Annotated in this window: 19 protein-coding genes; 14 read left to right on the top strand and 5 right to left on the bottom strand. The window is 67.6% G+C overall.

All coding sequences use genetic code 11. The features are described 5' to 3' along the window. Positions 1–36: 36 nt before the first annotated feature. Complete coding sequence (locus LDO54_RS07735) at positions 37–2310, top strand: phosphocholine-specific phospholipase C (protein WP_224008854.1); 2274 nt, start codon at positions 37–39, stop codon at positions 2308–2310. 128 nt (positions 2311–2438) lie between these two features. Here LDO54_RS07735 and LDO54_RS07730 read toward each other — a convergent pair whose 3' ends face one another. Both LDO54_RS07730 and LDO54_RS07725 read right to left on the bottom strand, forming a co-directional pair. After that, entirely contained in the window at positions 2439–3443 is a 1005-nt protein-coding gene (locus LDO54_RS07730; protein ID WP_224008852.1) for an acyl-CoA dehydrogenase family protein, read from the bottom strand. Between the two features lie 182 nt (positions 3444–3625). Continuing rightward, positions 3626–3814 (bottom strand): hypothetical protein, encoded by a 189-nt coding sequence (locus tag LDO54_RS07725; RefSeq protein WP_224008850.1) that lies wholly within the window; start codon positions 3812–3814, stop codon positions 3626–3628. A 574-nt stretch (positions 3815–4388) separates the two neighbouring features. Between LDO54_RS07725 and LDO54_RS07720 the strand changes: the two genes are divergently transcribed. The 8 genes from LDO54_RS07720 (at position 4389) to LDO54_RS07685 (ending at position 12059) form a co-directional block, all read left to right on the top strand. Next, a complete protein-coding gene (locus LDO54_RS07720; protein WP_224008848.1) occupies positions 4389–5000 on the top strand; it encodes a hypothetical protein in 612 nt (203 codons plus the stop codon). A gap of 301 nt (positions 5001–5301) precedes the next feature. Further along, on the top strand, positions 5302–6537 hold the full coding sequence (locus LDO54_RS07715) for an ABC transporter substrate-binding protein (protein ID WP_224008846.1): 1236 nt from the start codon (positions 5302–5304) through the stop codon (positions 6535–6537). 134 nt (positions 6538–6671) lie between these two features. Beyond that, a complete protein-coding gene (locus tag LDO54_RS07710) occupies positions 6672–7907 on the top strand; it encodes an ABC transporter substrate-binding protein (RefSeq protein WP_224008844.1) in 1236 nt (411 codons plus the stop codon). Between the two features lie 46 nt (positions 7908–7953). Beyond that, positions 7954–8826 carry a branched-chain amino acid ABC transporter permease gene (locus tag LDO54_RS07705; protein WP_224008842.1) on the top strand — a complete coding sequence of 291 codons (873 nt, stop codon included), beginning with the start codon at positions 7954–7956 and terminating at the stop codon, positions 8824–8826. A 13-nt stretch (positions 8827–8839) separates the two neighbouring features. Further along, positions 8840–9865 (top strand): branched-chain amino acid ABC transporter permease, encoded by a 1026-nt coding sequence (locus LDO54_RS07700; RefSeq protein WP_224008840.1) that lies wholly within the window; start codon positions 8840–8842, stop codon positions 9863–9865. Continuing rightward, positions 9852–10580 carry an ABC transporter ATP-binding protein gene (locus LDO54_RS07695; protein ID WP_224008839.1) on the top strand — a complete coding sequence of 243 codons (729 nt, stop codon included), beginning with the start codon at positions 9852–9854 and terminating at the stop codon, positions 10578–10580. The genes LDO54_RS07700 and LDO54_RS07695 overlap by 14 nt, the downstream gene beginning before the upstream one ends. 1 nt (position 10581) lies before the next feature. After that, positions 10582–11283, top strand: coding sequence for an ABC transporter ATP-binding protein (locus LDO54_RS07690; protein ID WP_224009061.1), 702 nt, complete (start codon positions 10582–10584; stop codon positions 11281–11283). A gap of 110 nt (positions 11284–11393) precedes the next feature. Then, complete coding sequence (locus LDO54_RS07685) at positions 11394–12059, top strand: M24 family metallopeptidase (RefSeq protein WP_224008837.1); 666 nt, start codon at positions 11394–11396, stop codon at positions 12057–12059. Positions 12060–12105: 46 nt separating this feature from the next. Here LDO54_RS07685 and LDO54_RS07680 read toward each other — a convergent pair whose 3' ends face one another. Both LDO54_RS07680 and LDO54_RS07675 read right to left on the bottom strand, forming a co-directional pair. Beyond that, entirely contained in the window at positions 12106–12996 is an 891-nt protein-coding gene (locus LDO54_RS07680) for an XAC2610-related protein (protein ID WP_224008835.1), read from the bottom strand. 102 nt (positions 12997–13098) lie between these two features. Then, the gene (locus LDO54_RS07675) at positions 13099–14133 is read right to left on the bottom strand and encodes an AraC family transcriptional regulator (RefSeq protein WP_224008833.1); all 1035 of its coding nucleotides are present in this window, start codon (positions 14131–14133) and stop codon (positions 13099–13101) included. Between the two features lie 393 nt (positions 14134–14526). On the opposite strand from LDO54_RS07675, the gene LDO54_RS07670 reads away from it, so the two are divergent. The 5 genes from LDO54_RS07670 to LDO54_RS07650 all read left to right on the top strand — a co-directional run bounded on the left by LDO54_RS07670 (position 14527) and on the right by LDO54_RS07650 (position 19617). Further along, the gene (locus LDO54_RS07670; protein WP_224008831.1) at positions 14527–14820 is read left to right on the top strand and encodes a hypothetical protein; all 294 of its coding nucleotides are present in this window, start codon (positions 14527–14529) and stop codon (positions 14818–14820) included. A gap of 379 nt (positions 14821–15199) precedes the next feature. After that, the gene (locus LDO54_RS07665) at positions 15200–16225 is read left to right on the top strand and encodes a 2-keto-3-deoxygluconate permease (RefSeq protein ID WP_224008829.1); all 1026 of its coding nucleotides are present in this window, start codon (positions 15200–15202) and stop codon (positions 16223–16225) included. Further along, on the top strand, positions 16222–17679 hold the full coding sequence (locus LDO54_RS07660) for a four-carbon acid sugar kinase family protein (protein WP_224008827.1): 1458 nt from the start codon (positions 16222–16224) through the stop codon (positions 17677–17679). The genes LDO54_RS07665 and LDO54_RS07660 overlap by 4 nt, the downstream gene beginning before the upstream one ends. Then, complete coding sequence (gene pdxA / locus LDO54_RS07655; RefSeq protein ID WP_224008825.1) at positions 17676–18674, top strand: 4-hydroxythreonine-4-phosphate dehydrogenase PdxA; 999 nt, start codon at positions 17676–17678, stop codon at positions 18672–18674. The genes LDO54_RS07660 and pdxA overlap by 4 nt, the downstream gene beginning before the upstream one ends. A gap of 166 nt (positions 18675–18840) precedes the next feature. Beyond that, positions 18841–19617, top strand: a complete 777-nt coding sequence (locus LDO54_RS07650; RefSeq protein ID WP_224008823.1) for a DeoR/GlpR family DNA-binding transcription regulator — start codon at positions 18841–18843, stop codon at positions 19615–19617. Between the two features lie 15 nt (positions 19618–19632). On the opposite strand, the gene LDO54_RS07645 is transcribed toward LDO54_RS07650, so the two are convergent. Further along, entirely contained in the window at positions 19633–20001 is a 369-nt protein-coding gene (locus tag LDO54_RS07645; RefSeq protein WP_224008821.1) for a nuclear transport factor 2 family protein, read from the bottom strand. Positions 20002–20067 lie beyond the last annotated feature (66 nt).

The raw sequence follows: 20067 nt of genomic DNA, 5'->3' as shown, positions 1-20067 counted from the left end.
TCCCTTCCTTTCCCTCACTCGAACACCACGACCCGCATGACTTTCAGCCCCTCGAAGCGCAATTTTCTGCGCACCTCGCTGGGCAGCGCCGCCGCGATGGCCGCGCTGTCCACGTTCCCGCCCGCGATTCGCCGCGCGCTCGCCATCGACGCGAACAACGTCACGGGCACCATCAAGGACGTGCAGCACGTCGTGCTGCTGATGCTCGAAAACCGCTCGTTCGACAGCTACTTCGGCACGTTCCAGGGCGTGCGCGGTTACGGCGACCGCTTCCCGATTCCCACGCCGAACGGCGCGAACATCTTCTATCAGAGCTACACGAACGCGGGCGCAACGAGCACGCTGATTCCGTATCACCTCGACGAAACCCAGGGCAACGCGGTGCGCGCGGGCAGCACGCCGCACACGTGGAGCGACGCGCAATCGGCATGGGACAACGGCCGCATGAACGCGTGGCCCACCTCGAAAAAGCCCTTGTCAATGGGCTATTACAACACCGCCGAAGTGCCGTTCCATCGCGCGCTCGCCGACGCCTTCACGATCTGCGATTCGTATCACTGCGGCATGCACACGGGCACCATCGCCAACCGCCTGTTCTACTGGACCGGCACCAACGGGCCGAACGGCCTGAGCCCGTCCGACAACAGCCGCGTGGGCGTGGCCGCGCTCAACAACGAGTTCAACGGCGGCAACGACATCGGCCCTTCGACGGCGGGCTGGACGTGGACCACCTACGCCGACCGCCTGCAAGCCGCAGGCGTGAACTGGAAGGTCTATCAGAGCCTGATCGACAACTTCGGCTGCAACGAGATGATGGGCTTTCGCCACTGGCGCGAGGCCATCGAGCAGATGCCGTCCGCACGCCGCCCGCTCTACGTGGCGACCGAAAGCATCACGCAGGACGTGTCGAACGCGGGCCCGTTCTACGACGCGTCGATCGACGATGCGCTGAGCCCGCTCGCGAAGGGCTTCGGCAACACCATGCCGCAAGGCTTCCTCGAAACCTTCCGCGACGACATCCAGAACGGCACGCTGCCCTCGGTCTCGTGGATCATTCCGCCGTCGACGTACACCGAGCATCCGGGGCCGTCGAGCCCGACGCAGGGCGGCTGGTACATCCAGGAAGTGCTGGACGCGCTCACGGCCAATCCCGAGGTGTGGAGCAAGACCGTGCTGATCGTGAACTACGACGAGAACGATGGCTTCTTCGATCACCTGCCGCCGCCTTCGGCGCCGTCGCACAACGCGGATGGCACGCTCGCGGGCGCGAGCACGCTGGCCGATACGGACATGGCCGTCGAGTATCACAACTACACGCCGGCGACTTCGAATCAGCCGGCCATCGACGGCCGCCCGTATGGTCCCGGCCCGCGCGTGCCGATGTGGGTGATCTCGCCGTGGAGCCGCGGCGGCTTCGTGAATTCGCAGGTCTTCGATCACACCTCGACGCTGATGTTCCTCGAAAAGCGCTTCGGCGTGAGCGAGCCGCAGATCAGCAACTACCGGCGCGCGGTGTGCGGCGACCTCACGTCGTGCTTCGATTTCGTGAACCCGAACAGCGCCGCGTTGCCGACGCTCTCGGGCCGCACGAGCAAGACGAGCGCCGACGATTTCGCGGCGGCGCAGGCGGCATCGGCGGCGATTGCCGTGCCGTCGGCGACCACGAGTTCCGCGCTGCCCGCGCAGGCCACCGGCACGCGGCCCTCGCGCGCGCTGCCCTACGAGCTGCACACGACGGCGCAGGCGAACGCCAGCGCGGGTACGCTGACGCTGCAATTCGCCAACGACAGCAGCAGCGGCGCGGGCGCGGTGTTCCATGTCTACGACCGCAAGCATCTCGACGCCGTGCCGCGCCGCTACGTGGTGGAGGCGGGCAAGACGCTCGCGGGCGTGTGGACGCTGCCGTCCGCCGATAACGGACATTACGATTTCTGGGTGCTCGGGCCGAACGGTTATCACCGCGAATTCGCGGGTAATCTGCATGAGCTGGGCGCGGCCAACGCGCCGGAGATTCAGGTGTGCTACGAGCCGTGCGCGAGTTCGGCGGTGCTTGTGAAGCTGCACAATCGCGGCAGCCAGGCCTGCACGTTCACGGCGGCCGCGCAGGCGTATCGCGCGGACGGCCCATGGAACGTGAAGGTGCAGCCGGGCGCGGTCGGCGAGCTGCGCTGGAACGTGAGCGACGCGGGCAACTGGTATGACTTCGTGGTGACGAGCAGCGCGTCAGTGTCGTTCAAGCGCCGCTTCGCGGGGCGGATCGAGACCGGCAAGGATTCGGTTTCTGATCCGGCGATGGGGATGGGGGTTTGAGGCGCGTCGGGATGCGCGTCGAACTTCGGTAGGTCTGCGCGCTTCGGCAAAACGCAACGCGCCCCTCGAAAGGGGCGCGTTTTTTCATTCGGACGCGTGCGAGGAGACGGCGCGTACCAGCGAGCCCCCTAATGCGCCGCCGTCGCCACCTCATCCAACGCATCGAAAATCCCGCTCGTGTCTTCGGCGATGCCTTGCGAGCGGCCTTGCGTGTGCGTGCAGACGATTTCGTCCCAGAACGATTCCGAGCCGAATTGCAGGCGCTGCGCGTGCAGCCGCCGCGTAAACAATTGCAGATCGAACGCGGGCACGATGCCGAGCGCGCCGGCGAGGCCATGCGCGCCGTTGGCGACCAGCGGCGCGGCGCGGCTCGCGCGCGCCTTGGCGATCGCGCTTGCGAGGCGCTGCTCGCCGCTGCGATGCGCGGCGCAGCCCTGCTGCGCGGCGGCGCGCGTGGCGGCGACGTGTCCGGCGATGGCGTCGAGCTGGCGTTGGGTGGCGTCGCGCGCGGCCTGGGCGGCGGACGACGGCGTGCTCTCGCGCACCCACGCGGTGGTCACGTCGAGCACGCGCTGCATCGCGCCCGCCATCGTGGCGGCCGTGATCATCGCGCCCAGTTCGGCGATGCTGCACGCAGGCAGCGCGCGCGCCGAGCGCGTGCTGAAGCAGACGGTGGCGTCGAGCCCGTCGCCGTGCTTTTCCACGCGCGCGGTGTCGAGCGGGACGAGCCAGACGCCCTGGGCGTTTTCGACCACGACGGCGTCGGCGACCTGTCCGTAGGGCACGAAGGCCGTGCACTGCGAGGCGTCGGCGATAGCCAGCGCGATCGGGCCGCGCGGTGCGTCGAGGCGCGCCGCCGCGAGCAGGTGGCGCGCGATCATCGTGTGCGCGGCGGGCAGCGGCAGCGCATGCTGGCCGAACGCGAACAGCACGCCGGCGGCGGCGGCGAGCGGCAGGTCCGCGCCGCCTTGCGCGCGCGGCACGAGCGCGTCGAGCAGGCCGCGTTCGTCGAGCTGGCGCCAGAGCGCGTGACCGGCGCGGCGGTCGTGCGTCGTTTCCACGCCGCGCACGAATTGCGGCGTGCAGAGATCGGCCAGCACGGACTGCGCCGCGCGGGTGAGCGTGTCGTTCATGGTGTTTGCCTCCGCATGGAGCGCGCCGAGCGGCGCGAGGCGCGAACGCGGGCGCTCGTGGCGGCTGCGTTCGGGCTTGTCGGGCGAACCTGTTGAACCGGGCAAAGTGGCGCGCGACGTGCTGGAGCACGTAGAGGCGCAGCGCGCCGCATCGAAGACGCCGGACGAGTGCGACTGGCGCGTCATGGCCGGGCCTGGGCGCAAGGGCGGCGCAGCGCGAGCGTCATCGCGCGCGTCGGCGCGAGGCCGGCTTCGCCTTCCGGGCGGCGACACGTGGAATACGTGCGAAACGTGCGTAGGCCCAGGCCTGCGTCGGCGTCGTGCGCCTGCGCGTTGCGGCCAGGCTGCTGCGCATCGTGCGCGGTGTTCATGTGTCGTCCTCCTGAAGTCTTTGTCTCGCGCCACGCGAGCGAGCGCGGGCTGCGCAGAGCGGTTTCGCGCCGATGGCGAAGACGCGCTCGAAATCCGCTCTGATTCTAGAAGCGCCTTCCAGGTGAGGCAACCCGAAAAAAACCCGAGATTTACGCGCTTATTCGATCGGCGATTTTTTACGCCTTTTTTTTCAGGCCTCGCCGCGTTGATTCGAAACGGGAAATCGCCCGCTGGGCGTGGGCCTCGCGCGCCGGCTTGGGGGTATACGCCAGGCGTCGCCGCGCGGCGGGCCGCTTTGTTCCGCTTGGCGAATCAGTTCATTGCCGGAACCGAAATGCCGGGCCACGCATCGATCAGGCGCGGCGCGATCGCATCGCGATGAACACCGCAAACGCAGCGCCCGCGCCGCTGCCACGGCGGAACAGTTGCGTATGCAAGTATCGAACGGCAGCCGTTTGAACGGCGGGCATGCCGACGACGCGTTTCTCCGGTGGTGTTCCGTCCCCGACTCGCGCCCTGGCCGACACAATCCGGTGTTACCCTGCATGCCTCCACGCATTCCGAGGCCGTCCGTTGAAACGTATTACCGCCCTGTCGCTGCTGGTTTCGGCCAGTCTGTTGCACGCCGCCGCGCAGGCGCAGGAGTCGTCCGCGAGCGCCGCGCCGCCGTTGCCCGACGAGATCGCGCGCCAGTTGCCGAAGGGCGAGACCGTGATCACCTATGCGGCCGGCCAGCTCACCGATTCGCCGCGCACCGACTATCTCGTCGCCGTGCACGGCGCGGGCGATTCGCGCGAGCAGCCGACGCCGCGTCCGCTGCTGATCTTCGTCCAGAAGCCTGACGGCCATTACCGGCTGGCGGCGCGCAACGACGTCGTCATCATGCGCGCCGACGACGGCGGCCAGTGCGATCCCTTCAACGACAGCGCCGACGGCCTCGTCATCAAGGATCGTTACTTCACGGTGCAGAACGAAGTGGCGTGCGGCGCGCACTGGACCGACTACATCACGTTCCGCTTCGATCCGAAGCGTCAGGACTGGATCTTTCACAAGGAGATCTCGCAGGCCTGGCGTCTGAACGACAAGCCCGACGGCGACGCGCTGATCGCCGATCCCGCCACCGTGAGCAACGCCGATCCGAAGCGGCCGGTCACTTTCTCGACGTGGCGTCCGCACGAGCCCTGAGCGAGTAAGCGCGACCACGGCGCGGGTTTTCCCGTAGACCGTCCCGAGCGCGCTCGCCCAGCGCGAGCATAGGGACAAATGCCGACTTCCACCGCGCCGAACGCTGGCTTCTCCGAAAACAAATTGTTAGCTTTCGGGCGCTCACCCACACTGGCACCTGCCCGATAAGTCCGATCGACCCGAGACAGCGCCAAGGCGCGTCAGCCGGATACCGATCGCGGCCAATTGATTCGTCATCCGAATCATTTTTCGAGGCAGACAAGAAAGACCTCGTAAAAAGCCTGAAGGCCACGGAGGAGACATGACTCGCATCATCAAGCGGCCCATCGCGCCGCTAACCCGCGGCCAGAACGCCGGGCGTCCGCGCGCACGCGCGCTGTGCTGTGCGCTCGCACTGGCGCTCGGCGGCGCGTTCGCGTCCGCTGCCGCGCAAGCCGCCGAATGGAAAGTGGGCGTCGAGTTGCCGCTGACCGGCCCGCTCGCGCAAGCCGGCACGGAGATGTATCGCGGCATCCAGGTGGCCGCCGACCTCTATAACCGCCGCCATCCGCAAGACAAGATCACGCTGGTCGCCGTCGACGACGAATCGAATCCCGCCAAGGCCGTCGCCGCCGTCGAGCAGCTCGCCTCGCAGCATGTGGTGGCCATTGCGGGCGCGGCCAACTCGAACTGCGCGGGCCCGGCGTCCGAAGCGGCGAGCAAGGCGGGCATCGTCTACGTGACCTCGGGCGGCACCAGCGACGACATGGTCTCGCGCGGCCTCAAGAACTTCTTTCGCGTGAGCAACACGCCGGGCTACACGAAGGGCATGACGGGCCTGTTCGACTCGCTCGGCGTGAAGTCGGTCGCCATTCTCTATTCGACGAAAGACGCCACCAGCGATCTCGCGCGCCAGCTCGACGCCGCGCTCAAGGCGAAGGGCGTGAAGACGTATCTGCACGCCTACGATCCGTCGATCAGCGACTTCAAGCCGCTCATCAACAAGGTCAAGCTGCAGGACAAGCCCGACGCGCTCGCGATGCTCGGTTACGAGAACGATTATGTCGGCATCCTGCGCGCCGCGCGCGTGCTCAAGCCCGACCTCAAGGCGATTGCCGCGCCGTGGGCTTTCGCGAGCCCGAAGATGGCGCAGTCGTTCCCCGATCTCGTGCCCAACGTGTATGGCGCGACGGTGCTGGCGTCGCCGGCCGATTACCGCTCGGCGGATCAGCGCGACTTCTCGGAGACTTATCAGCGCCTCTTCAAGACCGTATCGAACTATCAGTCGCAGACCTCGTTCGTCTACGCGCAGGTCTTGTTCGACGCGATCGCGCAGGCGCAGAAGGCCGGCACGCTCGACAAGGGTGGTCTCGCGGATACGCTGCGCGCCACGCAGCGCGACGATACCTTCCTCGGCAAGGTGAGTTTCGATGCGCGCGGCGACAACCCGCACTACGTCGCGCACATGGGCCAGTTCGCGCGCGACGGCAAGCTCGCGCTGGTCTGGCCGCAGCAGGTGGCGACCGCGAAGCCCGCGTATCCGGGCGTGCCGTGGTGAATCGTCACCGATAAAAAATAATCGGGTATCCGAAATAAAAAATAAGCGCGCACTACAACCATCACGACGCGCAACGAACGACGCGCCCACGCACAGGGCGCGCATCAAACCATAAAAGCCGGTTTGGAGGCACGATGGATCGCAGCACTGCACACAACGCTTCTCGCCAGCGGCGCGCCGGGTCGGGCGCCGCGATCCGCTTTTTCGTCAACCTGAGCGTCAGCGCGCTCACGCTGCTGGGCGCCACGCCCGCCGCGTTCGCGGAAGTCCTGCCGGTGGGCGTCGAGTTGCCGCTCACCGGCTCGATGGCGCGCGCGGGCACGGCGCAGCTCGAAGGCATCAAGGTGGCCGCCGATCTGTTCAACAGCGGCAAGCTCGGCGGCACCGGCAAGCACAAGGTCACGCTCACCGTGCTCGACGACGAGGCGCAGCCCGCCAAGGCCGTCTCCGCCGTCGAAAAGCTCGCCTCGCAAGGCGTGCTCGCGATCACGGGCGGCTACGGCTCGAACTCGGTCAGCCCCGCCTCGGAGGCCGCCGACAAGGCCGGTCTCGTCTACATCACCTCGGGCGCCGTGGACAGCGGCATCACCTCGCGCGGGCTCAAGCGCTTCTTCCGCGTCGGGCCTGCGTCGGGCTATTCGAAGGCGATGCTCGGGCAGCTCGACGCGATGGGCGCGAAGTCGGTGTCCATCGTCGCCTCGACCAAGCAGGCGACCGCCGACGTGAGCAACGACGTCGCCACGAAGCTGCGCGCGCAGGGCGTGAAAGTGACGCTGCACATGTTCGAGCCGTCGATGACGGACTTCAAGCCGCTCGTCAACAAGATCCGCCTGCAAGACAAGCCCGACGTGATGCTGATGATCGGCTACGAGAACGATTACATCGGCATCCTGCGCGCGGCCAAGGTGCTCAAGCCGCAACTGAAGGCGGTGATGGGCGCATGGTCGCTCGCCACGCCGAAGATGGCCGGCGAATTTCCGGACCTCGTCAACAACGTGATCGGCTGCGCGATGCTGCCGCATCCGGCGCAGTTCGGCTCGGCCGAGGGCAAGGCTTTCGTCGATGCCTACGTGGCCGCCTACAAGAAAGAGCCCGACTACGTGGCCGAATTCGCCTTCGTGCAGTCGGTGCTGCTGTTCAACGCGATGGCGCGCGCCGCCGACGCGGGCACGCTCAAGAAGGACGGCATCGCCGCCGAATTGCGCGCGAAACCGCAGGACACGCTGATCGGCAAGGTCAGCTTCGCGGCCAATGGCGACAACCCGTCGTTCGTCAACAACATGGCGCAGATCCAGGGCGACCGCATCGTGCTCGTGTGGCCGAAGGAACGCGCGACCGGCAAGCTCAATTATCCGGCGCTGCCGTGGTGAGCGCGCGCATCGCGCTTCGTGTGCTGTTATCGAAAGGGAGATCGCGATGAGCGAACTCGTGTTGCAGTCGCTGTATTCGGGCGTGCTCGTGGGCGGCGCGTATGCGCTCGTCGCGCTCGGGCTCGCGCTGGTGTTCGGCTCGATGCGCATCATCAATCTCGCGCACGGCGAACTCGTGCTGCTGGCCGCGTATATCGCCTACACGTTCGAGACGCGCCTCGGCATCAATCCGGTGTTCGCGATTCCCGTGGCGATTCCGGTGGTGTGCGCGGCGGCCGCGCTCGCGTGGTATCTGGTCAGCCGCATCAAGCGCGACCGCGAGCTGAATTCGCTGATCCTCACCTACGGCATCGGCATCGTGCTGACCAACGCCGTGCTGCTGGGCTGGGGCGCCGACGTGCGCTCGACCAACGACGCCTGGCTCCAGGACAGCGTGATGCTCGGCAATCTGCTGTCGATGCGCAGCGAGGTGCTGTCGTTCGGCATCAGCGTGCTGCTGATGCTCGCGCTCTGGTGGTGGCTGACGCGCTCGTGGTACGGGCGCGCGGTGCGGGCGATTTCGAGCAACCGCGACGCGGCGCGCCTGATGGGTATCGATCCGCGCAAGGTGGAGCTGGTGTCGTTCGTCGTCGCGGGCGTGCTGGCGTCGTGCGCGGGCGTGTCGATCTATGCGTCGAGCGCGGTGCAGCCCGCCATCGGCGAGGCGTTGACGGTGAAGGCCTTCATCATCACCGTGCTGGCCGGCGTGGGCTCGATTCCCGGCGTGCTCGCGGGCGCGCTGCTGCTCGGCGTGGCGGAGGCGCTCACGGTCACGCTCGCGAGTTCGGCGCTGCAGGAACTGGCCGGCATGCTGCTGTTCCTGGTCGTGCTGTACGTGCTGCCCAACGGCCTGTTCGGCGTGGCGAAAAGACGGGGATAAAGGGGCAATTGCAATGAACACCACTACCAACAACCCCGGCGTGGCGGCCAACGTCGCTGCGCGCGCGAAGCCGGGCTGGTCCGCGCAGCGCATCGCCGTGCTCGCCGTCACGCTCGTCGTGCTCTACGCGGCGGTGCCGCTCGCGCTCGGCCAGAACCTCTATCTGATGAGTCTCGCGGTCGCCTCGCTGACGGTCGCAGGCGTCGCGCTCGCGTGGGCGCTGCTCGGCAATCTCGGCGGCATGGTGAGCTTCGGGCACAGCGCGTTCTTCGGCGTGGGCTCGTACATCTCCGCGCTGCTCACGATGAAGGCGGGCTGGCCCGTGTTTCCCGCGATGCTCGCGGGCGGCGTGGGCGCGAGCGTCGCCTCGCTCGCGATGGCGCCCGCGCTGCGCCTGAAAGGCCCGTACTTCGCGCTGGCGATTCTCGCGTATGCGCAGATCTTCCGCATCGTCGCGACAGAGTGGTCGGGGCTCACGGGCGGCGCGAGCGGCCTCTCCAGCATTCCGGCGCTGCCGACACTGCTGGGCGTGGACTTCGGCAGCAAGAGCGGCGGCTATGTCGTGATTCTCACGCTCGTGCTGGTTTTCGCGCTGCTCTACGCGAAGCTGCGCGGCTCGAACGTCGGGCTCGCGCTGCGCGCGATGCACGAATCGGAGGACGCCACGCGCGTGGTGGGCGTCAACAGCGTGATCCTCAAGCTCGCGATGTTGATGCTCTCCGCGCTCATGACGGGACTCGTCGGCGCGTTCAACGCGCACTACATCAACTTTCTCGAACCCGACTACGCGTTCAACGCGAGCTGGGCCGTGGTGCCGATCATCGCGGCGATCTGCGGCGGCTATCGCACGATACTCGGGCCGCTGGTGGGCGCGGTGTCGGTCTATCTGATCGATCAGCTCGTGCTCAAGAGCCTCTTGCCGACGGGCCATCAGATCGTGCTCGGCATGCTGCTGGTGGCGATGATCATCGTGAGTCCCGCGGGGCTGACCGCGCTGCGCTTCAAACGGACCGGACGAGGTGCTCATGCAGCAGGCTGAACTGGAATTGAAGGACGTGTCGATCCGCTTCGGCGGACTCACGGCCGTGAGCGGCGTCTCGCTCACGCTCGGCACGCACGACGTGGTGGGCCTCGTCGGCCCGAACGGCGCGGGCAAGACCACGCTGTTCAACGCGATCTCGGGACTCGTGCGGCCCACGAGCGGCACGATCCGCTTCGAGGGCATCGACCTGCTCAAGACGCCGCTGTACCGGCGCGCGCGACTCGGCATCGGACGCACGTTCCAGGTGCCGCAGCCGCTGCACGAACTCACGGTGCGCGAGAACCTGATCGTCGCGCAACGCTTCGGCGCGGGCCGCGTGGACGAGGCGCGCATCGACGAGATCCTCGACTTCATGGGGCTCGCGGGCAAGGCGCAGCGCGACGCCGCGACCGAACTCGCGCTCACCGAATTGAAGGCGCTCGAAGTGGCGAAGGCGCTGGCGACCGGCCCGAAACTGCTGCTGCTCGACGAAGTGCTCGGCGGGCTGGAGACGGCCACCAAGCGGCGCTTCATGAAGACGCTGATCGACGTGCACGAACGCTATCGTGTAGGCATCCTGATCATCGAACACGACATCGAAACCGTGATGAACCTGTGCCGCCGCGTGGCGGTGCTCAATTTCGGCAAGCTGATCGCCGACGGTCCGCCCGCCGAGGTGTTCCGCGATCCGGAAGTCGTGCGCAGTTATACGGGGGAGGCCGCTCATGCCTGAGATGCTGGAAATCCGCCACGCGCGCGCGGGCTATGGCGCGATCAATGTGCTCTGGGACGTCTCGCTCGCGATCGCGAAGGGCGAGGTGACGACGATCGTCGGGCCGAACGGCGCGGGCAAGACCACGCTGCTGCGCGCGATCATGGGGCTCGTTCCGCTCGCGCACGGCGAAATCGTGTTCGATGGCGCGCCGCTCGCGGGCGTGCCCACGTGGGACATGGCCCAGCGCGGCATTGCGATGGTGCCGGAAGGGCGCATGATTTTCCGCGACATGTCGATCGAGGAAAACCTCATGCTGGGCGCGTTCGCGAAGTCGCGGCGCGCGGGCGCGGCGCAGCAGCTCGAAGAAGTCTACGGGCTGTTTCCGCTGCTCAAGGAGCGCCGCGCGCTGCCTGCGGGCACGCTTTCGGGCGGCCAGGCGCAGATGCTCGCGCTCGGGCGCGGGCTGATGTCGTCGCCGCAACTGATGCTGATCGACGAGCCTTCGCTGGGCCTCGCGCCCGTGATGGTGCAGGAAGTGTTCGCGATTCTCGAACGGCTCAAGGCGGCGGGGCGCACCATCGTGCTCGTCGAGCAGAACACGCATATGGCGCTGCGGCTCGCCGATCAGGTCTATCTGATGCAGGGCGGCAAGGTCACCTTCGAGGCGCGCGCGCAGGACGTGAACGTCGACGAACTGCACGACATGTATTTTGCCCGCTGATTTCGCTCGCTGAACCCGGACGCTCTGCGCGCGCGATGCCGCCCATGCGATGGACATGTGCGGCATCGCGCGATATATTCGAAAAGATATATCGAAGCGGAGAGACCACGGTGAGCACGGCAACGAGCCCGAAAGAAGCGGTAGGCAGCAAGTATGTGAAGGAGCGGATGCAGGCGGCGCGCGAGCGCACCTGGGAAGTGATCGAGCGCGTGGCGCCGCGCATCGTGCCGGGCATGCGCGAGTCGGAGGCGGTGGCGCTGTGCACCGCGGAGATGAAAGCGCTGGGCATGGACCGCATCTGGCATCCGACCATCGTGCGCTTCGGCGAGAACACGCTGCGCATTTTCAAGGAGCGCTCGGTGGGCGATCCGGTGCTCCAGGCCAACGACATCTTTTTTCTCGATCTCGGCGTGGTCTGGGATGCGCACGAGGGCGACTCGGGCGCGACCTTCGTCGTCGGCGACGATGCCGAGATGCAGGCGTGCGCCGCCGCCGCGAAGACGCTGTTCGACGAAGTCGAGCAGCACTGGCGCACGACGGGTTCGGCGGGCACGGCGCTCTATGCGTTCGCCGAGGAGCGCGCGCAGGCGCTGGGCTGGCGTCTGAATCTCGACATCAAGGGCCATCGCGTCTCGGACTTTCCGCACGCGATTTATCGCGCCGGCGATCTCGGCGACTTCGATGCGTGCCCGAACACCGGCCTGTGGATCCTCGAAATCCAGATCGCGCATCCGACGAAGCCGTACGGCGCGTTTTACGAGGATTTGCTGGTTTGAATTGAAGCGCGAAGGCGCGGGCGGGTGACGCCGCGCCTTTGCGCTCTCAGGGCGTCGCGGCCGCTTCGCTGACCGCGACCCAGCCCGTCACCGCGTGCGCTTGCGGGTTGCCGCTTGGACGGGTGTAGCGCACCTTGAGCCAGCTGCCGTCGTCGCTGACGTCGAGCACGTCGAGGATGTCGCCGGCCACCACGTAGCGCTTCGTCGGCGTGTCTTGCGCGCGCTCGTGCAAGGGCAGGCGCGCGACCTTCACCTTCATCGTGGCCTTGCCGCCGCCGTAGACTTGCGCCTCGCGCGCGACGACGTGGCCGGTTTCGTCGTAAGTGATCAGGATCGAGTCGGGCCCGCTGTCCTCGGGCAAGCCGAACAGCGCGTTGACTTCGTCGGGCAAGGGCGCGTCCGCCTGGTACAGATAGAGACGTCCATCGGCGCGATAGCGCCAGGCGTCGGTGTACCACATCGGGCCGCCGCGGCACGAACTGTTCAGCACGTGGGTTTTCGGGTCAGGCGAGATGTTCCACAGGCCGTCGCAGTTGCCGTTCGGACCTTTTTCCGAAGCCATGCGCAGCGGCTCGAAGCGGCGCTGGGCGTCGTCGTAGAGAAAAATCTGGTATTCGCGGTTGACCTGGCCGAGCGTGGCTGCGAAGGACAGGTCGCGATGGCCGTCGAAGTTGTAGTCGGCGCTTTCGATGCCGAAATGGCCGTCCTCGTCGACTGCCTTCACTTCCAGCGTCTGCGTCGCGCCGTCGGGCAGGATGCGCACGCGCACGTGCGTGCCGTCGATGCGCGTGATCTGCGCGCGTGTGGTGTCGTCGATCTTGATCGTGGTAGCCGCTTGCGCGGCGGACGCCGGCTGGGCCGCGCCGCCCAGCGCGCAGCCGGCCGCGAGCGCCAGCGCAAGGCGGCGCGCCGGGGCGAGTCGTGTCGAATCGGTCATGAATAGGTGCGTGAGAAGTGCGTGAGAAGTGCGTGAGATGCGGGAGCGCGACGATTGTAAATGCGCCCGGCGCGCAAGTGCCGCCGTCATGGCCCGCGCCCCTCAAGCCTCCGCGCGCCGCAACTCCACCACGCGCGCGCGCATGTCGAGCGGGCTCATGCCGAACGCGCGCCGGAACGCGCGCGTGAAATCCGACGCGCTATTGAACCCCAGCCTATACGCGATCTCCGTCACGAGCAGATGCGGAAAGCGCACCAGCTCGTCGGCGGCCTCGCGCAGACGGCGATGGCGGATATACGCGCCCAGCCCGCCCTCCTGCTCGAACCAGCGATAGATCGTCGCGCGCTTCAGTTGCAGCGCCGCGACCACCGCGCTCGGCGTGAGATCGCCCTGATGCAGGTTCGCATCGACGTAACGGCGCACCTGGGCCATCACGGCGGCCTGCGCGGCGGCGCGTCCGCGCTCGCTGAGGCGCGCCTCGCCGCGATACGCGGACACCAGCAGCTGCGCGGCGACCTGCATGGCTTCGGTGGCCTGCGCGGCGTCGAGTTGCGGCAGGGTGTCGGCGAGCGAGAGCGCGTGGGCGAGGCTCAGTTGCGCCATCGGCGTCTGCGGCGCGATGCCCAGGCCGTGAATCGACTCGGCATACGGCAGATCGGCGTCGACGATTTCCTGCGGCACGAACAGGCTCAGCACACGGCTGGCGGGCCGCACGACGTGGAACGGCTGGTTCATGTCGATGGCGACGATGCGCGTGGCCGATTCGTCGGCGCTGCGTTTTCGGCGCATGCCGGTGGTGAGGCCCGCGTCGCCCTGCACGTAGAGATGGAAGGCGTAGTCGCGCCGCTGGTCGGTCGAGACGCGCGCGACCGTGCGCTCCATGACCAGCGTGTCGGTCGTGCAGTCGGTAAACGAGAACGCGCCCGTCGCGTAGCGGTCGATCTCGCCGCGAAAGCCGGCTTCGAGCTGGCGGTTCGACGGCACCACGTCCACCACGTGCCCGACGCGCTCGCGCCACGCGAGCAACTGCTCGCCGCGCGCGTGCGCGTGCGTGTCGAAGCGGCTCGTCGCGAGGACGGCGCCGTTGCTGCTGACAGGTTCGCGGGCGAGTTCGCCCGGGGCGGGTGGTGCGTTCACGGCTGAAAAGGGCGGCGTGTCAGGGCGATCGAGTTGGGATCTGGCATTGATCTCAGTCAGCGGATGCTCGTGAGACGGACGGTCAAGCCTACCAAACATTACGGGATATTGTTGTACGACAAATAGCCGGTTTAGCGCCGGTTTCCAGCCGTGTTCGGGGCATTGCGCCGGGCCGGGCGGAAGCCGCGCGACGCCGATACGGCGGGCCCGGGGAAACGGCCCGCATCGGCGCTGATCCGGCCGCGCCGGAACGCACGACCAGAACGATCAAAGGCAATCATGAGCACGAGCGAGACCCCTCGGAAACCGCCGAAAGGACCGACGCAGACAACGAAAGCGGCAACGCAGACGGCAACGCAAGCGGCAAAAAAAACGGCAACGCAAGCGAGCGGCTTGCTGCCCGCGCGACTCGCCGATGCGCAACTCGATCACGTCGAGCGCATGTTGCAATTCCTCAGTTCCGCGGCGGCAGGCAGCGCGACGCACGGCATCGACCCCGAATACTGCCGCAAGCGCCTGCAGACGCTGGAGCAGACGCACGACCTCGTCGTCAGCCAGCGGCTGCGCATCGCCAGGCTGCTGCAACTGCTGGAGCGCGCGAGCGGCGCGCAGGCGAACGTGCTCACCAGCGCTGACACCGATCCGGCCGCGCGCCTCGTCGCGCCGCGCGGTGTGTTCGCGCCCTGACGCGGTCGCCGTGAATCCGCCTTGAGCGGGGATCCGCACCGATCCACGTCGATATCTGCCGATAAACGTCGGCAAGCGCCGCTAAAATCCCGCCACACCGCAATCCACACCGCCGCGCGCCGCCCCGGCAGCAGCGCCGTTCCCTTCGCTTTATCCTTCAAGCCGCACCACGCGGCCGCGCGCGCTCGCGCGTGCGCGCATCGTCCCCAATTTGATCGTTTCAATCATTCGTTTGATCGAATTGCGCAAATCTGAGCACGCGTTTACACTCCGCCATGATCGTTTCAATCAAAACAGTGAGCAAACCGATCAAAACGCTCAAACCGGGCGCGTCGGCCCGAGCCGTGCGCCGATCGGATCATCATTGAGGAGACTCCCCATGGCTCAGATTCCCATCAAGCGTTCGATCGAGCGCGTTCCCGGCGGCATGATGATCGTGCCGCTGCTGCTCGGTTCGCTCGTCGCGACCTTCGCCCCCGGCATGCCGAAGTTCTTCGGCTCGTTCACGAACGCGCTGTTCACCGGCGCGCTGCCGATCCTCGCCGTGTTCTATGTGTGCATGGGCGCGAGCATCGACGTGAAGGCCACGCCCTATCTGCTCAAGAAGGGCGGCGCGCTGTTCGCGACCAAGGTGGGCGCGGCGATCCTGGTCGGCATTGTCATGGGACATCTGCTCGGCGAGCAGCCGATCGCGTCGGGCCTGTTCGCGGGTCTGTCCACGCTGGCCGTGATCGCGGCGATGAACGACACCAACGGCGGCCTCTACATGGCGCTGATGGGCCAGTACGGCCGCTCGGAAGACGTCGGCGCGTACACGATCATGTCGCTCGAATCGGGCCCGTTCCTCACGATGGTCACGCTCGGCGTGGCGGGGCTCTCGGCGTTTCCGTGGCAGACCCTGGTCGGCAGCATCCTGCCGCTGTGCGCGGGCATGCTGCTCGGCAATCTCGACCGCGAAATGCGCGCCTTCCTCGCGCGCGCCGTGCCGGTGATGATTCCGTTCTTCGCGCTGGCGCTCGGCGCGGGCCTCGATCTGCACAAGGTCTGGCAGGCCGGGCTGCTCGGTATCGGGCTCGGCATCGGCGTGGTGATCGTGACGGGCATTCCGCTGTATTTCGCCGATCGCGCGACCGGCGGCACGGGCGTCGCCGGTGTGGCGGCGGCGAACACCGCGGGCAACGCGGCGGCGGTCCCGGCGCTGGTAGCCGCGGCCAATCCGGTCTACGAACCGGCCGCGCAGAGCGCGACGCTGCTGGTGGCGGCGGCCGTGGTGGTCTCGGCGATCGTCTCGCCGGTGCTGACCGCGTGGGTCGCCAAGCGCGCCAACGCGCGTCTCGCGAAGCGCGGCGAGGCATCGTCCGCCGATGTCAGCGCCGCCGGCGACGCGAAACGGGTCGCGCAATGAAGCTGCTGATCATCGCCGACGATCTGTCCGGCGCCGCCGACTGCGCGATTGGTTTCGCCAACGCGGGCCATCGCACGCTGGTGACGCTCGACGCGTCGCGCGCGATGGACGCTGCGAACGGCAGCGCGAACGACGGCGCCGATGAACACGCGCCGCGCGACGCCGACGTGATCGCCGCCGACACCGACACGCGCCGCCTCACGCCCGCCGACGCGGCGGCGCGCACGGCGCACGCGTTCGAAGCGCTGCGCGGCGCGGCCGCGTCCCGTCGCAAGCTCTACAAGAAAATCGATTCGACGCTGCGCGGCAACTGGGCCGCCGAAGTCGCGGCCTTGCAGGCGCGCGCGGGCCTTGCGATCGTCGCGCCTGCGTTTCCGGCGACGGGCCGCACGGTGCGCGACGGCGCACTGCTCGTGCACGGCGTGCCGCTCGCGCAGACCGACACCTGGCGTCTCGAACACGCCGACCGTCCCGCCGACATGGCCGTGATGCTGGCGGCGGCGGGCCTGCGCAGCGAGCGCTTCGACGCCGCGACGCTGCACGCCGACCCGCGTGCGCTCGCGCGCCGCGTGGCGCTGATCGTGGCGGAAGGCGAAGAGGGCGCGCAGGCGCTGATCGTCGATGCCCAAAGCGCCGACGATTTGCGCGAGCTTGCGCGCGCCACGCTCGCGCTCGACAGCGCGTTCTTCTGGGTCGGCTCGGGCGGGCTCGCGCGCGAACTCGCGACGCTGGATGCGCCGCAGGCTGTGACGCACGCTTCACCGCAAGCCGATATCGGCGAAGCACCCGCGCGCGATCTCGGCGGCAGCGGTGCCGGTCCGATTCTGGTGCTGGTCGGCAGCCTTTCGGCGGTCGGCGAGCGCCAATGCGCGGTCCTGCGCGAGCGCGCGGGACTCGCGGAACTGATCGTGCCGCCCGCCGTCCTGCGCGCGGGCGAGACGCACGCGCACTGGGCGCAATGGGACGCGCGCATCGGCGCGACGCTGGCGGCGGGCGAAGATCTGCTGCTGCGCATCGGCCGCGACGACGCCTTCGATCCCGCCGAGGGCGCGCGTTTGTCCGCGCGGCTCGCGGCGCTTGTCGCGCCGCATTTCACGCAGACAGCCGGGCTGATCGCGACGGGCGGCGAGACCGCGCGCGCGATGCTCGACGCGGCGGGCATCGGCAGTTTGCGCCTGATCGCCGAGATCGAAGCGGGCGTGGCCGTCGCGCGTCCGCATGCGCCGCCGCGCGCGCACCGGCCTGCCGTCGTCACGAAGGCGGGCGCGTTCGGCACCGAACAGGCGCTGTACGCGGCGTGGCTGCATCTGCGCGGCACGCCGCATGAAGCGACGCAAGCAAGCACGGAAGCAAGCGAACAAAGCACCGCACGCAGCACCGAACAAAACAGCACAAAACACGAGCCAACGGCGCCGGACGCCGGCGCGCTCACTGCACCATCAAGGAACGTATGAGCACCTATATCCCCGTCATCGGCATCACGATGGGCGACGCCGCCGGCGTCGGCCCCGAAGTCGTCGTCAAGAGCCTGACGCACGCGCAGGTCTACGAACAATGCCGTCCGCTCGTGATCGGCGACGCGCGTCGGCTTGAGCACGCCATCGTCATCTGCAAGCTCGACATGGACGTGCGCCGCATCGCCGATCCGTCCGAAGCGCGTTACGAGCGCGGCACGATCGACGTCATCGACCTCGAACTGATTCCCGAAGACCTGCCGTTCGGCGAGCTTTCGCCGCTCGCGGGCGACGCCGCCTACCGCTACATCGCGCGCGCCGTCGAACTCGCGCAGGCGAAGCAGATCGACGCGATCTGCACCGCGCCGCTGAACAAGGAAGCGCTGCACGCGGGCGGCCACAAGTATCCGGGTCACACGGAAATGCTCGCGCATCTCACGGGCGTCGACGAAGTCTCGATGATGCTGGTCGCGCCGCAACTGCGCGTGATTCACGTGACGACGCACATCGGCATCATCGACGCGATCCGCAAGATCGAACCGGGCCTCGTGCAGCGCACGATCGAGCGCGGCAACGCCACGCTCGTGAAGGCGGGCATCGCGAAGCCGCGCATCGGCGTGTGCGGCATCAATCCGCACGCGGGCGAAAACGGCCTGTTCGGCTATGGCGAAGAGGAAGAGAAGATCATTCCGGCGGTCAAGCTGCTGCAGGAACGCGGTCTCGACGTGACCGGCCCGCTGCCCGCCGACACGCTGTTCTTCCGCGCGGGCCGCGGCGACTTCGACCTCGTCGTGGCGATGTATCACGACCAGGGCCATGGCCCCGTGAAGGTGCTCGGCCTCGAAGCGGGCGTGAACGTGACCGTGGGTCTCGAAGTGATCCGCACCTCGGTCGATCACGGCACCGCGTTCGACATCGCGGGCAAGGGCGTCGTGGACGAAGGCAGCATGCTCGAAGCGCTGCGCCAGGGCGCGGAACTGGCGACGCGCCGTTAAGTGAGCGCCGTTAAGTGACCGCCGTTAAGTGAGCGCCGGTAAGTGAGCGCCGGTAAGTGAGCGCCGTTAAGTCGCTAAGCGCCGCGTCGCCCACATGGGCCGCGCGGCCCGGCGCGCACGTGCCATCGTGTAAGATCGCCGGGTTCCCGCAGCTCACTTTTTAGCAATGAAAGCGTCCGACCGTCACCGCGCCATTCTCGAACTCGTGCAGACGCGCGAGGCCAACGTCGAACAGTTGACGGAGGCGCTGGGCGTGTCGGAGGCCACGATCCGCCGCGATCTCGCGGTGCTGCACAAGCAGCGCCGTCTCGTGCGCACCTATGGCGGCGCGACGGCGATGGTCGGCGTGCACGAGCCCGAGGCCTCGCTTGAGGAACGCAAGGCGGCGCAGCGCGAGCAGAAGGAGCGCATCGCGCTGGCGGCCGCAGCTCACGTGCGCGACGGCGACACCGTCATGCTCGATGGCGGCACCACGTGCGCGGCGCTCGCGCGTCATCTGCTGGCGCGCAGCGATCTGCATGTCATCACCAATAATCTGCTCGCGGTCACGACGCTCGCGAACGCGCCCGGCATTGAAGTCACGCTGCTCGGCGGCGATCTGCGCAGTTCGAGCATGAGCACGCTCGGGCCGCTCGCGGAACTGCTGCTCACGCGCGTGAGCGTCGATACGGCCTTTCTGGGCGCCGATGGCGTGGTGGCCGAATTCGGTCTCTGCGAAGCGAGCGCGCAGCAGGCGTCGCTCAAGGCCTGCATGATCCGGCGCGCGGCGCAGGTGATCGTGCTGGCGGACTCGGACAAGCTCGGCCGCGCGCGCCAGCAGCACTGGACGCCGATCGAGCGCGACTGGCGTCTGATTACGTCCGCGAGCGCGAGCGACGCGGCGCTCGCACCGTTTCGCGCGCTGCGCGGCGTTGAGGTGGAAGTGGTGGACGCGCAGGACTAGCGCCAGGTTGCGCCCTCAATCGTGGTGGTAAGTCTTGTTGACGATCTTCCAGCCGTCGTCGAATTCCACCAGCGTCAGATAATCCGTGAAGCGCAAGCCCTGATACAGCGTGGCCGTTTTGACCGCCGCGCTGCGGCCCGTCACGTCCACGGCGACGATGCGCATGTCGAAGGGCTCGCCGTTTTCCGAAGGCTTGCCCATGCCCTCGATTTCCACGATCCATTCGTCGAGCGACTGGCGATAAAAGTCGCCGTGGTAATAGCCCCAAAGCTGTGCGTGCGGATCGAACGCCGCGCGCAGACGCCGCGGGTCGCCCGTGTGCATGCCGATGAAAAAACGCTCGATCGTCGCGGCAATCTGGGCGAATGTGTCGCCGGTTTCCATGTCCGTCTCCCTGATCGAGCGTGGCGATGCTTTAACAGCATCGCGGCGATGCGCCGTGAATGGGCG

The organism is Paraburkholderia tropica (assembly GCF_914484835.1).
GTDB classification, from domain to species: Bacteria; Pseudomonadota; Gammaproteobacteria; order Burkholderiales; family Burkholderiaceae; genus Paraburkholderia; species Paraburkholderia tropica_A.
The sequence above is the reverse complement of the archived record's forward strand: the minus strand, read 5'-3'. Positions and strand labels throughout refer to the sequence as shown.

What these genes read in the sequence shown, in the direction of transcription:
- LDO54_RS07690 (WP_224009061.1), top strand. Translation starts at nt 10,582, where the DNA reads ATGCTGGAAATCCGCCACGCGCGCGCGGGCTATGGCGCGATCAATGTG.
- LDO54_RS07730 (WP_224008852.1), bottom strand. Translation starts at nt 3,443, where the DNA reads ATGAACGACACGCTCACCCGCGCGGCGCAGTCCGTGCTGGCCGATCTC.
- LDO54_RS07725 (WP_224008850.1), bottom strand. Translation starts at nt 3,814, where the DNA reads ATGAACACCGCGCACGATGCGCAGCAGCCTGGCCGCAACGCGCAGGCG.
- LDO54_RS07715 (WP_224008846.1), top strand. Translation starts at nt 5,302, where the DNA reads ATGACTCGCATCATCAAGCGGCCCATCGCGCCGCTAACCCGCGGCCAG.
- LDO54_RS07735 (WP_224008854.1), top strand. Translation starts at nt 37, where the DNA reads ATGACTTTCAGCCCCTCGAAGCGCAATTTTCTGCGCACCTCGCTGGGC.
- LDO54_RS07700 (WP_224008840.1), top strand. Translation starts at nt 8,840, where the DNA reads ATGAACACCACTACCAACAACCCCGGCGTGGCGGCCAACGTCGCTGCG.
- LDO54_RS07660 (WP_224008827.1), top strand. Translation starts at nt 16,222, where the DNA reads ATGAAGCTGCTGATCATCGCCGACGATCTGTCCGGCGCCGCCGACTGC.
- LDO54_RS07705 (WP_224008842.1), top strand. Translation starts at nt 7,954, where the DNA reads ATGAGCGAACTCGTGTTGCAGTCGCTGTATTCGGGCGTGCTCGTGGGC.
- pdxA (WP_224008825.1), top strand. Translation starts at nt 17,676, where the DNA reads ATGAGCACCTATATCCCCGTCATCGGCATCACGATGGGCGACGCCGCC.
- LDO54_RS07650 (WP_224008823.1), top strand. Translation starts at nt 18,841, where the DNA reads ATGAAAGCGTCCGACCGTCACCGCGCCATTCTCGAACTCGTGCAGACG.
- LDO54_RS07680 (WP_224008835.1), bottom strand. Translation starts at nt 12,996, where the DNA reads ATGACCGATTCGACACGACTCGCCCCGGCGCGCCGCCTTGCGCTGGCG.
- LDO54_RS07710 (WP_224008844.1), top strand. Translation starts at nt 6,672, where the DNA reads ATGGATCGCAGCACTGCACACAACGCTTCTCGCCAGCGGCGCGCCGGG.
- LDO54_RS07695 (WP_224008839.1), top strand. Translation starts at nt 9,852, where the DNA reads ATGCAGCAGGCTGAACTGGAATTGAAGGACGTGTCGATCCGCTTCGGC.
- LDO54_RS07645 (WP_224008821.1), bottom strand. Translation starts at nt 20,001, where the DNA reads ATGGAAACCGGCGACACATTCGCCCAGATTGCCGCGACGATCGAGCGT.
- LDO54_RS07665 (WP_224008829.1), top strand. Translation starts at nt 15,200, where the DNA reads ATGGCTCAGATTCCCATCAAGCGTTCGATCGAGCGCGTTCCCGGCGGC.